Annotated in this window: 16 protein-coding genes; 12 read left to right on the forward strand and 4 right to left on the reverse strand. The window is 60.4% G+C overall.

Annotated elements, in window-relative coordinates; all coding sequences use genetic code 11:
• Positions 1–43: 43 nt before the first annotated feature.
• On the forward strand, positions 44–961 hold the full coding sequence (locus HGP31_RS19845) for a LysR family transcriptional regulator (protein ID WP_020800698.1): 918 nt from the start codon (positions 44–46) through the stop codon (positions 959–961).
• Positions 962–991: 30 nt separating this feature from the next.
• Here HGP31_RS19845 and HGP31_RS19850 read toward each other — a convergent pair whose 3' ends face one another.
• Both HGP31_RS19850 and HGP31_RS19855 read right to left on the reverse strand, forming a co-directional pair.
• Complete coding sequence (locus HGP31_RS19850) at positions 992–1,855, reverse strand: sensor domain-containing diguanylate cyclase (RefSeq protein WP_168758513.1); 864 nt, start codon at positions 1,853–1,855, stop codon at positions 992–994.
• Between the two features lie 95 nt (positions 1,856–1,950).
• Complete coding sequence (locus HGP31_RS19855) at positions 1,951–2,907, reverse strand: AraC family transcriptional regulator (protein WP_168758514.1); 957 nt, start codon at positions 2,905–2,907, stop codon at positions 1,951–1,953.
• Between the two features lie 183 nt (positions 2,908–3,090).
• On the opposite strand from HGP31_RS19855, the gene HGP31_RS19860 reads away from it, so the two are divergent.
• The gene (locus HGP31_RS19860) at positions 3,091–4,044 is read left to right on the forward strand and encodes a diiron oxygenase (protein ID WP_168758515.1); all 954 of its coding nucleotides are present in this window, start codon (positions 3,091–3,093) and stop codon (positions 4,042–4,044) included.
• Positions 4,045–4,059: 15 nt separating this feature from the next.
• The gene (locus tag HGP31_RS19865; protein WP_168758516.1) at positions 4,060–4,488 is read left to right on the forward strand and encodes an MAPEG family protein; all 429 of its coding nucleotides are present in this window, start codon (positions 4,060–4,062) and stop codon (positions 4,486–4,488) included.
• 64 nt (positions 4,489–4,552) lie between these two features.
• On the opposite strand, the gene HGP31_RS19870 is transcribed toward HGP31_RS19865, so the two are convergent.
• Complete coding sequence (locus tag HGP31_RS19870) at positions 4,553–4,996, reverse strand: hypothetical protein (RefSeq protein ID WP_083349352.1); 444 nt, start codon at positions 4,994–4,996, stop codon at positions 4,553–4,555.
• 269 nt (positions 4,997–5,265) lie between these two features.
• Between HGP31_RS19870 and HGP31_RS19875 the strand changes: the two genes are divergently transcribed.
• Both HGP31_RS19875 and HGP31_RS19880 read left to right on the forward strand, forming a co-directional pair.
• A complete protein-coding gene (locus HGP31_RS19875; protein WP_033043897.1) occupies positions 5,266–5,670 on the forward strand; it encodes an antitoxin Xre-like helix-turn-helix domain-containing protein in 405 nt (134 codons plus the stop codon).
• Positions 5,664–6,356, forward strand: a complete 693-nt coding sequence (locus HGP31_RS19880) for an RES family NAD+ phosphorylase (RefSeq protein ID WP_083349353.1) — start codon at positions 5,664–5,666, stop codon at positions 6,354–6,356. The genes HGP31_RS19875 and HGP31_RS19880 overlap by 7 nt, the downstream gene beginning before the upstream one ends.
• A 14-nt stretch (positions 6,357–6,370) precedes the next feature.
• Here HGP31_RS19880 and HGP31_RS19885 read toward each other — a convergent pair whose 3' ends face one another.
• The gene (locus HGP31_RS19885; RefSeq protein ID WP_168758517.1) at positions 6,371–8,044 is read right to left on the reverse strand and encodes a tetratricopeptide repeat protein; all 1,674 of its coding nucleotides are present in this window, start codon (positions 8,042–8,044) and stop codon (positions 6,371–6,373) included.
• 237 nt (positions 8,045–8,281) lie between these two features.
• Here HGP31_RS19885 and HGP31_RS19890 point away from each other — a divergent pair, with 237 nt between their 5' ends.
• The 7 genes from HGP31_RS19890 (at position 8,282) to HGP31_RS19920 (ending at position 12,433) form a co-directional block, all read left to right on the forward strand.
• Entirely contained in the window at positions 8,282–8,722 is a 441-nt protein-coding gene (locus tag HGP31_RS19890; protein WP_168757556.1) for a hypothetical protein, read from the forward strand.
• Positions 8,723–8,860: 138 nt separating this feature from the next.
• Complete coding sequence (locus HGP31_RS19895; protein ID WP_168758518.1) at positions 8,861–9,145, forward strand: DUF7693 family protein; 285 nt, start codon at positions 8,861–8,863, stop codon at positions 9,143–9,145.
• A gap of 103 nt (positions 9,146–9,248) precedes the next feature.
• Positions 9,249–9,818: a chorismate mutase gene (locus HGP31_RS19900; protein ID WP_168758519.1), complete on the forward strand. Its 570-nt coding sequence runs from the start codon at positions 9,249–9,251 to the stop codon at positions 9,816–9,818.
• 181 nt (positions 9,819–9,999) lie between these two features.
• A complete protein-coding gene (locus HGP31_RS19905) occupies positions 10,000–10,428 on the forward strand; it encodes a nuclear transport factor 2 family protein (protein ID WP_033043395.1) in 429 nt (142 codons plus the stop codon).
• Positions 10,429–10,548: 120 nt separating this feature from the next.
• Positions 10,549–11,310, forward strand: coding sequence for a sensor histidine kinase (locus tag HGP31_RS19910; RefSeq protein ID WP_083349357.1), 762 nt, complete (start codon positions 10,549–10,551; stop codon positions 11,308–11,310).
• Positions 11,307–11,960 carry a response regulator transcription factor gene (locus tag HGP31_RS19915; RefSeq protein WP_083349358.1) on the forward strand — a complete coding sequence of 218 codons (654 nt, stop codon included), beginning with the start codon at positions 11,307–11,309 and terminating at the stop codon, positions 11,958–11,960. The genes HGP31_RS19910 and HGP31_RS19915 overlap by 4 nt, the downstream gene beginning before the upstream one ends.
• Positions 11,961–12,058: 98 nt before the next feature.
• On the forward strand, positions 12,059–12,433 hold the full coding sequence (locus HGP31_RS19920; protein ID WP_033043392.1) for a response regulator transcription factor: 375 nt from the start codon (positions 12,059–12,061) through the stop codon (positions 12,431–12,433).
• Positions 12,434–12,549: the final 116 nt, after the last annotated feature.

The raw sequence follows: 12,549 nt of genomic DNA on the forward strand, positions 1-12,549 counted from the left end.
TCTGAAAAACAGATAACCCTGAAAAACAGACAATGGAGCGCCCATGTCACTGACCCTGCGCCAGGTCCGCTATTTCGTCGCCACCGCGGAGATCGGGCAAATTTCCCAAGCGGCCATTCACCTGAACATTTCCCAGTCCGCGGTGACCACCGCGATCAAGGAGCTGGAAGCCATGCTCGGCACGCTGTTGTTCCAGCGCTCGGCCCAGGGCATGAGCCTGACCGATGCCGGGCGGCATTTTCTCAACCGTGCCTATGTGATTTTGCGCAGCGTCGACGACGCGCTGAATAGCCCGCTGCCGGACGTCCGCGCCAGTGGCCTGTTACGTTTGGCCGCGAGCTACACGGTGATCGGCTACTTTCTGCCGCACCACCTGCAACGGCTTGAACACTGGCACCCGGACGTAGCCATCGAGGTCCACGAACAAGAGCGCACGGCCATCGAGCAAGGCCTGCTGGAAGGAAAATTCGACATGGCGGTGGTGCTGACCGCGAACCTCACTCACCCGGACATCGTTTCGGAAACCCTCTTCAACTCCGAACGCCGGTTATGGCTGCCCAGCCATCACCCCCTGCTCGAACGCTCCGCCGTCAGCCTGGCTGACGTTGCGCAAGAGCCCTTTATCCTGTTGACCGTCGACGAAGCCGAACAGAGCGCCAAGCGTTACTGGGAACACGCGCACCAGCAGCCAAACGTACGGATACGCACCAGTTCAGTCGAAGCGGTGCGCAGCATGGTCGCCAATGGCAGCGGCGTGGCGATCCTCTCGGACCTGGTGCACCGTCCCTGGTCGCTGGAGGGCAAACGCATCGAAACCCTGACCGTCACTGACAAGGTAACCCCCATGAGCGTAGGCCTGGCCTGGCATCGCGAGCGCGATTTCAGCCCGGCCATGCAAGCGTTTCGTAACTATTTCCACGATGCATTCCTGGCGCCGCAACAACTGTCGGCACGGCGCTAGTTCACCCGTCGAAGCTGTGTTCCAGGTTCGTCATCCGGCCGCGGAACGTTGCCTTTTTATGCGGTACATATCGTCGTCCGCATGGCTGAGCAGCGTATCGGCATCCTCTCCGTCCGCGGGATAACAGGCGATACCGATACTGCAGGACGGCATTGTGAGTACGGAAGAGTCGGCATCCGGTGGCTCGGCCATGACCGCGAGAATCTGCGCCACTTTCTCGCACACATCGCCCTGGGACTGGATATCGGTCAACAGTACCGTGAATTCATCACCGCCCATCCGGGCCACCGTGTCCGTCTCGCGCACGCAGCCTTGCAGCCGACGGGCAATCATGCGGAGTACCTGATCGCCCGCTGCATGGCCATGGACATCGTTGATGCCCTTGAAGTCGTTGATATCGAGAAACAGCAAGGCCAGGCTGCTGTCGTGGCACCGTGCCGCGCGCAGGGCCGCATCCAGCCGATCATTGAACAGCGCCCGGTTGGCCAGCCCCGTCAGCGGGTCATGATGGGCGAGGAAGCGCAATTCCTCCTCCGCCTGCCAGAGGGCGGTGACGTTGCGCGCCACACCGATCCGCGCCCCCACCTCCTCGGACCAGAAGGCGGCCCACAGGATGTGCACGATACCGCCATCCTTGCGGATATAACGGTTGCGGAAATCGAAGTGCGGCTGGCCATTCATGACCCGGACAATGGAGGCTCGCGTTTTCGCCAAGTCGTCAGGATGCATGTAGTCGGTGATCGGGGTGCCGGTCAACTCGTCCGCACGGTAACCGAGCAGCGCCTGACAGGCATCACTGACAAATACGATCTGGTTATCCCTGTCGACCACGAAGACCGTGTCCAGCATCAGATGGATCAGTTTGGGGTAGAGCGCTTGCAGGTCAACGGGCATAGGTCAGCGAGTCCCGGTTCATGTAGCCTGATCATGCCTGATCACGAAGGGAGGCGGCTAGGCGTGCGGCAAGGTTTTGCTGGCCCAATGCCGACTCAAGCGGATTGCCTGCGCCAGGTGCCGGGCGATGTACCGAACTGGCGCTTGAAGGCGCGACTGAACGCCGCTTCGGATTCGTAGCCGACTGAAAAGCCGATTTGCGCCACATTCCCCCGCCCTTCTCGCAAGTGTTGAGCCGCCACGTGCATGCGCCAGAGCGTCAGGTATTGCATCGGTGGCTGTCCGACCAATGCGGTGAAGCGCTGGGCGAATACCGAGCGCGACATGCCCACCTCGAGCGCCAGGGTTTCAGCGGTCCAGCCCTCGGTCGGACGCGCATGGAGCAGTGCCAGTGCGCGCCCGATATGCGGATCGCGCAAACCCGCCAACCACCCGCGCCGCTCTGCCGGGAGGCTCGCGACGTACTGGCTGACGGCTTCGACGAAAAGCAATTCAGACAGTTTGGCAATGACTGCCGTTGAGCCGACGCGTCCTGCCGCTGTCTCGCTCACCGCGAAACGGAACGAGCTTTCAATCCAGGCCCCCGAAGCCGTCGCGCGCATGTCCAGTTTGAGTACCGATGGCAGCGATGAAAGCAACGGACTGAAGGGGGTTTCAGAGCCGAGGAAACCGCACAACAGCTGTGTGGTCTCCCCATCCCCGCCGCACTTGATGCGTGAAATGCCGCCGACTGACGGCGGCGTAATGACGTCGCGCGCCGACATGGGTGTAAAGCCCAGGTCACTGCCAAACGTATGAACATCATTGCGAGGTAGCAGGATCAATTCGCCTGCGCGCACGTCGAGGGGGGCGCCATCGTCGACGCGCAAGTGCATGTTCCCCGCCGCGACAAAATGCGAGGCAATGATATGTCGAGGCGCCGCCACGAACGGTTTGCAATCGTCGGCAGAGATTCTGCCGCTCATGCACCAGGGCGCAGAGAACTCTGCCTCGAGGAACACTCCCCCAGACAGCCGGATCACACGCAACACATCGGAAAGCGCATCGAGCATTTGCCACCCCTCCTTTACGGAGTCTGGAGCAAGTAATCAGGCGCAGCGGTCATTCTTCACCCGGACGGCGAGGCCTAGATTAGCACCAACGCGGACCCAGCGATCAGCACTCTCCCCAGAGGCTTTATCCAGGGTCATTGGCTCCGCCCCATTGTGGCTCGACCTGGAAAATTGGAGATCGATATGAACACCTTCGCGACCCTCCCCATCCCTGATTCGCGCAACGCCGCCCGTTACGCGCAACTGGTCAGGTCATCGAAGAAAGCCGAATGGCAGATCGATCGCGATCTGCTGCAGGACCGGCATTTCGACTTCTCGCGCAAATTCCTGCCCGACTCACTGTCGCTGGTCGACCGCCTGACCTTTCTTGACGCGCACGAGGCGCGCCTGCTCAGCCAGATTCAAGGCCGGACCTACGCGTACCTCTTTGGCCTGGTCGAGCGCTTTATCAGTGCCAAAATGCTCGATCAGGGTCGCGCCCATGTATTCGACGATCAGCTCGCACTCGAAGCGCTGGTGCGCTTCTCCAATGACGAGATCAAGCATCAGGAGCTGTTCCGGCGCATCGAGACAATGATTGGCTCGCAACTGCCGGCGGGATATCGTCAAGTGGCCGATCCAAACGACGTGGCGCGCGTGGTGCTGGCATCCAGCACCTGGTCGGTGCTGGCGCTGACCTGTCATATCGAGTTGTTCGTTCAATCCCACTACGCACAAAGCATCGCCCCGCACGAAGAGCTATGCCCGCTGTTCAAGGACGTCTTCAAGTTTCACTGGAAGGATGAAAGCCGACACGTCGTGCTCGATGAACTGGAGTGGAAGGCCGAGCACGCAAAACTGTCGCCCGCCGAATGCGACCAGGCAGTGAACGACCTGATAGCACTGGTGGCGGCCGTCGACGCCATCCTGCAGGCACAATCGACAGCCGATGCCGAGTACTTCACGCGCCATGCTTCACGATCATTCAGTGTCGACGAAGCGGCACGCATCAACGCCTGCATGCTGGACGCCTACCGCTGGCAATACATTATCTCGGGCGTGCAGCATCCACACTTTGCCCGGCTGCTGACGCGCATGACAACGCCAGCCCAGATGTCGCGGATCAACACCGCACTGTCACCCATCATGGGCCATTGATCGAGGCTGGCCGCCATGACAATACCGATGTGGATGCTGCTTGGGTTCGCGACCTGGACGTTACTGCTGTTAATGGCCACCGTCGGGGTCTATCGCTGGGCCAGGATACTGTTCTCGAATGCGCCGATTGCCTCTTTCCGAAGCGATCGGCTCGAGGGCGAGGACTGGTATCGGCGCGGGGTAAGGGCACACGCCAACTGCGTGGAAAACCTGCCTGTGTTTGGCGTCATCGTGTGGTTGATTTCCGCCCTTGGCGTTGAAGGACCTTCGGTAAACTACTTGTCGATACTCATTCTGGTTGCCCGGGTGTGTCAGTCGCTGGTGCATGTCTGCCATGAACAAACCAATGCGTTCGTGGCAGTTCGGTTTAGCTTCTTTTTCGTTCAGTTGGCCTGTTTTCTCACGCTCATCGTGATGGCCGCCGGGTACGGCACAATCTTCTGAACCCAGGCCATGGCCTGCGCTACTTGCGCAGGCCACAGTACCGAACGGCTTGCCTGATGCGCCCCTAGCCAGCGCTGATGTTTCCGCAGAAAAGTGGGCGGCTACCGTCTGCCGGACTGCTGCGAACCAGCAAGGCATAGCTACCCTTGGTCAAATCGCTCAGCGCCACCGGTGCCTGGGCCCAATGTTGGGTACGCGGGGCCAGCGATGGGTAGTCGACGCTATTGGCCTGACGGGTCCTGTACGCCGGTTGCGTACCCAATTGCTGGCACGAGCCTGCGTAGATTGCAGTGTCGAGACGGCTGGAAACAGCCATATCGTGGGGGACTCCACCGACGGTGAGCCAGATACTGGTTTGATCGCCCACCGGGCTGAGGGTGGCTCGAGCGATATGCTCTGCGTTTTGCGGGGTAGCATTGAGGGGGACATCGACAATTTCGTTTCTGCTCGCGCAGCCCGAAATCGCCCCTGCCGCCACTACCAACGCCAGCCAAGATGCACTGTTCATCACAGGTCTCCTGAGTTGAGTTGCGTAGACTTCATCCCCCCTGTGAAGTCTAGTGGTCCCCCCCGCAAGCGGGATCTGGCTGATGGGTGGTCATCGGGCCGTAGGGGCCAGGGCCGGCGAAGAATGATGACGCGGTGCAGAAAAGACACCACAGCGCCTGGTTCGCCGTATCGCTGTTTCCTGCAGGCTGCCGCTGGTCGAGAGCCGCTTGTTCTGTAGACTCAATATACTTATGTTTGATTCCAAGGACTCAAAGACAGGTAATGCACATGGCCGTCGCTTCCCAACCCCAATCTTTCAGCAAAAACCAATGCGTCACCGGCCTGCGCGCTGCGGTGGGCATTCTGGAAAAGTGGCACGCCAGCAGCGAGCAGGCCTGTCGTATCCTGCGCATTTCCCGCAGCACCTACACCCGCGCGCGCCAGCATGATCCTGACTGGGCGGTGGCGCTGGATGCGGACCAGATGCAGCGCATCAGTCTTGTGTTGAACATTCACGCCACGTTGCGCCTGGTGTTCGACAATCCGGACAACGTCTATGGCTTCGTCTCGATGGCCAATGACAACGAGTTTTTCAATGGGCGCTCGCCGCTGGTGATCATGGCCCAGGGCGACATGATTTCCCTGTACGAGACCTTTCGGCGCATCGATATGCTGCGGGGCGCGCAATGGTGACGTTGAGCGAGCTGGCGGTGTTTGCCGGGCAGGCATTGCAGGCTTACCGGCTGGTCAACTCTAAGTTTCCGCCGATTGCATTGTTCGACGACGTGGCGAGCGCGGATGAATTCGAGGTGCTGTTCGAGATTCAGGCGCTGACCAATCCCCGACTGAAGAATGAGGTCGGTGAGCTTGAGTTGATCCCACGGAGCGAAATCCCGTTCGGGATTGCTGGCTGCTCGTACGCCACCGCGCCTTTCACTCACATCAATCCGGCGGGCTCGCGGTTCAGCGATGGCAGCTATGGGGTGTTGTACCTGGCGGATTCGATGGAAACCGCACTGGCCGAGGTGCGGTATCACCAGGGCCTGTACTGGTCGAAGGTATCGGGCCTGAACTATGAGCGGTTTGTGTTCAGGGGACTGTCGTGTTCATTCATGGATACGGGGATGAAAGACGCCACCGCCCTGCCGATCAACGACCCGGTGTATGCGCCTGACGATTACAGCCATTCCCACGCACTGGGCCGGGCAATCAGGAAAGCTGGCTACCCGGGCCTGCGTTATCGCTCGGTGCGCCTGCCAGGCAGTGATTGCTGGGCGTTGATGACGCCAAGGCCTGTCTCTTCGATCATCCAGACCGCTCACTACGAGATGGTCTGGAACGGTCAGATCACCAGTGTCAGCCAGATCAACGAGGCTTGAGGCAAAACTCGCACCTAGTGGCAGCAAAGCTTGCCGTTGCGGCAAAAACACGATGCCGAAATGTCCACATCCGCCCGGGCCATGGCCAGGTTGAGACGAACCTGCGCAGCGGCCGCTTCGCCATCGCGACCCAGGCGCTTCAAGCATTCCACGTAGCCGTGCAGGCTCCACACGTTGTCCAGGTGCCAGGACGCGCGACTGAGGGTGTTGTCCAGGCCCAGGTCGGCACGATAGGCGTGCAGGGCTTCTTCCACCCTGCCCTGTTCCAGCAACAGCGCGCCCAGTGCGTGGCGCACCGGTTGCATCCAGCCCCAGGGCTCGTCGTAAGGCAGGTGATCGTCCAGCGATTGCGCCTCGCGCAGGTGAGCGAAAGCTTCGTCGAAGTTACCTTTGCGGTACTCGATTTCGCCGCGCAGCATGCCCGCGGCCACCGCCAGGATATCGTTGCATTTGTTGTTGAAGAGGTAGCGCGTGTCCGGCACCCGGGCCCAGGCCTCAAGGAACAGGTGATGCTCGGTTTCGGCGTTGGCGACTTGCCCGCAAGCCGCAAAGGCCACGCCTTTGGCGTAGTGCAGCATGGCCGTGGTCACGCAGTACAGCGTCGGGTCCTGGGGCAATGGTGTGGCGAGGATGTCTTGCCATTTGCCGAAGCGGATCTGCACGTGGGCCTTCATCGAGACGAAGCTTTCGAGCCAGTCGGCCATGGGCGGTGTTTCCACCCGCAGGAGGTCTTCCTTGATGGTTTCGGCCAGTTGCTCGGCGGCTTCCAGGGCCGGCTGATACTGGCCGAGGAACATCGCCGAGTAGAGTTTGAAATGGTAATTGTGGCTGCGGTACAGGGTGTAGAAGTTGATTGGCCCTTCCTTGGCCAGATAGAGACTGTCGGCCTCGATTGCCCGCTGATTGGTGATCATGGCCCCGCGATAATCGCCGCAGAGCACGTCGATGTGCGACGGCATATGGCGCAGGTGTCCGGCATCCGGTACCAGGTCGCGCAGGATATCGCCCGCGCGCAGGGCCCGTTCCGGGTACGGCGACATTTCCAGGGTGTGGACGTACATGTGCAGTACGCCGGCGTGCGGCGCTTCGCCGTGTTGCTCCATGCGTTGCAGGGCCCGCTCAAGCACGGCCACGGTTTCCAGGGTGTCGGCGCCAGCCGCCGGCTGGCCGGTTTTCAAGTCCCATAACTGCCAGGGCGTGCGGTCAATCAGCGCTTCGGCGAACAGCGCCACCACATCTGGATCGTCGGGAAATCGCTGGTACACATCGCGCATGGACGCCGCATAGGCATCGTTCCAGGTGAAGAGCTCATCTACGCTGCTCGTCTGCTCGGCCTGGTAACGTTGCTGCAACGCGTGGATCAGGGCTTGCTCCACTGGCGTCGTACCTTCGAGGTGCACCAAGGCGATTTGTGTCGCCAGTCGCGCCTGGGCCACGGCCTCCTTGAGCTCTTGTTCGATGAAGGCGTCCCAGCGCTTGTTGTAGTTGGGTCCCGAGGCATAGGCGATGCCCCAGTAGGCCATCGCACAGTTGCGGTCGTGCTCCAGGGCCTTCTGGAAACAACGGATGGCTTCGTCGTGGTTGTAGCCGTAGCACCACATCAGGCCGCGGTCGAACCAGAGTTGGGTTTGGGCTGAGCTCGTCGTCACGGAGCGGCTGTAGGTGCCCAGGTCGTAATAGTCGTGCATCGGTTTATCCTCTCGATCAGAGTGCGGAACCTGCGAAAACCCAGCATACCCCTGTGCACCTGGCCGGGCGTCATAGCCGACGACAGGCTGCGCTCTATCATCATGCCTACACGAGGCAGGCCACTGACTCTATCAATCGCATCGATGTTCACCATCACCTCAATGAAGTTCTCTTAAAAACTCCACGGCGTAACATCAGCTCCATACCAACCAACAACACCCCCGGAGCACACGATCATGAAACGCCAAACCCTCCTCAGCATCGCTTTCTCGGTTTTCGCAGTTAACGCTTTTGCCGCTACCTCTGTTCAGCCTGTCGTGGCTGAAGGTGGCTCGGATCGTCTGATTGAAAGCCGGGTGGCCGAGGGTGGTTCGGATCGCCTGATCGAGAATCGCGTCGCTGCCGATGGTTCGGATCGCCTGCAAGGCAACACTGTCGCCGCCGATGGCTCTGACCGCCTGCAAGGCAACACCGTCGCCGCCGATGGCTCCGACCGCCTGCAAGGCAACACCGTCGCCGCCGATGGCTCTGACCGCCTGCAAGGCAACACCGTCGCCGCCGATGGCTCCGACCGCCTGCAAGGCAACACCGTCGCTGCCGATGGTTCCGACCGCCTGCAAGGCAACACCGTCGCCGCCGATGGCTCCGACCGCCTGCAAGGCAACACTGTCGCCTGATCCCATCGCTTCACCGCACCCACAAAAAGCCCGGCCTGATCAGCCGGGCTTTTTCGTCACAGGGTTCTACCCCTGGATCGCGATCGTCTATCCTGTGTGCCCGATTCTGGCCATGCCGCCATCCCGCCGGAGACACCTGTGCCGCCCCTTACTGCCCGAGAGATTTACCAGCAACTGCGCGATGCCGCCTTGGGCCTGCGCCCGCTCCGGCGACTTGACGGGCAAGCCGGTCCGGTATTCATCGACATCGAAGGTTGGCGCTTGAGCCTCGATGTCGACCACCTTCACTTGCGTCACTGCCTGCATTGCCAGAGCCCGGATGGCCGCGTGTTCGACGGTGGTCAGCGTTTCGGGACTGACCCGGTGAGTTTGCTCAGCACCTGGGAGCTGGCGCAGATCGAGCGGTTGCTGGCCAGCGACTGAGGCGCAACCGGGATATTGCGAAAGTGCTCGCTGAACTATCGTTCATCTGGCTCAGCTGTGATACATAAGACCTGATGCGCATCCCGTGCCCGAGAGGTTGCTTATGTTCCGCTGCCCACGCTTGCCGCAAGTCCTGGCTTGCTCGCTGTTCGGCTTACTCGCCAGCGTCGCCCATGCCGCCACGCCCTCCCCGGCACCCGAAACGCTGCAGCCACTGCTGAACACCATCAATGAGCGCCTGGACATTGCCGACCTGGTGGCGCTGGCCAAGTGGGACAGTGGCAAACCGATCCAGGATACCGCACGGGAAACCCTGCTCATCAACAACGCCAGGAAGCAGGCAACCGGTTGCAACGTGAACCCGGACGAAGCCGCCGACTTGATCGCCGCGCAGATAGAAGCCAACAAGCTGGTGCAGTACGGACTGATCGCGCAATGGCAAGCCGCGCACAAGGCACCCGACCTGCCACGGCCAGACCTCACTCAACTGCGCGCAAAGCAGGACGAACTGCAAGCCCGCCTGTTGCAGCAATACGCCGCTTTCGTGCCCTATCGTGTCGATCCGGAATGCCCGCAGTGGCTGGCGGCGCAGCGCTCGGACCTGATCAAGGATGCGCTGCATGGCCAGGCGTTGATCCGCGCTACAGGGGAGCTGTGCATCACGGATCTATGATCGAAACCAATCTCCCCCCTGTAGGAGCGAGCATGCTCGCGATGGAGGTCAACGATAACGCAGCGAGCCTGACACCCCGCGGCGCTCTCAGGTTTTTCGTCGGAACGCCGCCCGGAGCGTGCTCGCTCCTACAGGAAGTGTTCTGCACGTTTTGAACAACAACAAAAAACAGGAGTTGAATATGTCTGAACTGCAACTGCATCCCAAGGCGGCAGAGTCCCTGAGCCTGTGGCACGCGATGATCCGCACCGGCGACCTCAAGGCCTTGCCTGCATTGCTGGACCCGCAAGCGGTGTTTCGCTCGCCCATGGCCCACACGCCGTATCCCGGGGCACCGGTGGTTTCGATGATTCTCAACACGGTGTCCAAGGTGTTCGAAGATTTCACCTATCATCGCGAACTGGCGAGCGCCGACGGCTTGAACGTGATTCTGGAATTCAGCGCCAGGGTCGGCGACAAACAGCTCAAGGGCATCGACATGATCCGCTTTGACGAGCAGGGAAAAATCGTCGATTTCGAAGTGATGGTCCGGCCATTGAGTGGCTTGCAAGCCCTTGGCGAGGAAATGGGCCGGCGCCTGGGCGCCTACCTGGCCGCCAGCAAGACCTGATCGTTGTACCGCGCCTTGGCTTTTATTTCGGGTTTTTTGTCCTAACGGACTGAGATCGCGTGCTCCTAGGATACCGGACCGATTCTCCGCTCCCAGCCCGACCAGAAAACCGAGGCGCGTATGCTCGACCCCCGGACAAAAAATCCTGCCCACGCCCAACTCGCCCATGTCACCCGCATGACAGCCCTGGGCGAACTGGCAGCGTCCATCGCCCATGAAATCAATCAACCGCTGGCGGCGATCGCCAGCAGCGGCGAAGCCTGCCGCAACTGGCTGAGCCGCCCGCAGCCCGATCTGGTCGAAGCACGCAAGGCACTGCAACAAATCATCGCCAGCGCCCATCGGGCAAGCGAAATCACCCGCCATGTCTGGGCCTTGTCGCGCAAATGCGACCCGCTGCGCCAGAACGAATCGCTCAACGACATTGTCAGCGAGACCTTGAGCCTGGTCCGCTGTGAACTTGCCCATCACCAGATCAGTCCGAAAATCGAGTTGGGTACATTCAACCCCCAGGTCAGTGCCGACCGCGTGCAACTGCAGCAAGTCATCATCAACCTGATCATCAACGCCTGCCAGGCCATGGATGCGGTCGACGCCACACAACGGTCACTGCTGATTCGTACCTGGGTGAAGGACAACGAGGCCGTGCTGGAGGTGGCCGACCAGGGTCCGGGGATTGCCCCCGAGGTCTTGCCGCAGTTGTTCACGCCGTTCTTCACCACCAAGGAAAACGGCCTGGGCATGGGGCTTTGCATCTGCCGCTCGATCATTGATTTCCACGCTGGCCGGATCTGGGCCACCAGCACTGTGGGCCAGGGCAGTTCGTTTCTGGTTGCCCTGCCGATACGGGCCGCCATTGAGCCCTTGGGGAATCAAACATGAACGAACGGCAGTCGCTCAACCAGATCAATCACACCGAGTCCATGGTGTTCATCGTCGACGACGATGCGCCGCTGCGCGAATCCCTCGGCAGCCTGCTGCGCTCCATCGGCCTACGGGTCGAGCTGTTCGGCTCAGTCGCCGACTTCATGCAGTACCAGCGCCCGGACACCGACAGTTGCCTGGTGCTGGATGTACGGTTACAAGGCAGCAGCGGCCTGGACTTTCAAAACGAACTGGCCGTCGCCGGCATCAAGGTACCCATCGTGTTCATCACCGGGTACGGCGACATCGCCATGACAGTGCGAGCGATGAAAGCTGGCGCGGTGGATTTCCTGACCAAGCCGTTTCGTGAACAGGACCTGATCGATGCGGTGTGCGCCGCCCATGGTCGTGATAAACAGCGTCGCGAGTCCGAGCGCCACGCCGAGCAATTGCAAGCGCGCCACCAGACGTTGACCGCGCGGGAACAAACCGTGATGACGCTGGCGACTTCGGGCTTGATGAACAAGCAGATAGCCGGGGAAATCGGCCTGAGCGAAATCACCGTGAAAATCCACCGCGGCCAGGCCATGCGCAAGATGGGCGCACGCTCCTTTGCCGACCTGGTGCGCATGGCCGAGGTGCTCTCGGCCCGGCCCGCCAGCCGATAACTATACCCACGTATACTGTGCACCCTTTCAGGACGGCGTATCTTGCAATAATAGCGCAGTGCCTCTAATTGCTCTGCGTGACTACGCAGGACTTCACTATGCACAACGAGGCAATGATTGCCGTCGTCGATAACGATGATTCGCTTCGAATGGCGCTGGATACTTTATTGCGATCCAGTGGCTATACGGTGCGAACCTACGTGGGGCCGTATGAATATCTCAACTCCGACGGCCCGCTTATTACATCTTGCCTGATCTGCGATATACAAATGCCGGAGATGGACGGAATCACGATGTATGAAGAACTGGCGACCAGGGGCATGCATATCCCGGTCATCTTCATCACCGGAAATCCCTGCGCGCAGCGTCCGCCGGGGTCTCAAGCCATGCAGCCGATTGCCTTTTTCCCCAAGCCCTTCCCCATCGAAAAGTTGCTCGACTGTATCAAAACAGTACTTGAGCGACGCCACTGAACTCTGGTCATTCAAGCCACTAACACTTTGGTATAGCCCGTTAATACTTAGTCATACCCGGGCTTACCCTATGTAGCAGTGTCAGCGTTAAACCCCTCGAATAACATCTGCTCAAG

The sequence above is a fragment of the Pseudomonas umsongensis genome (assembly GCF_012647205.1).
Classification (GTDB): Bacteria; Pseudomonadota; Gammaproteobacteria; order Pseudomonadales; family Pseudomonadaceae; genus Aquipseudomonas; species Aquipseudomonas umsongensis.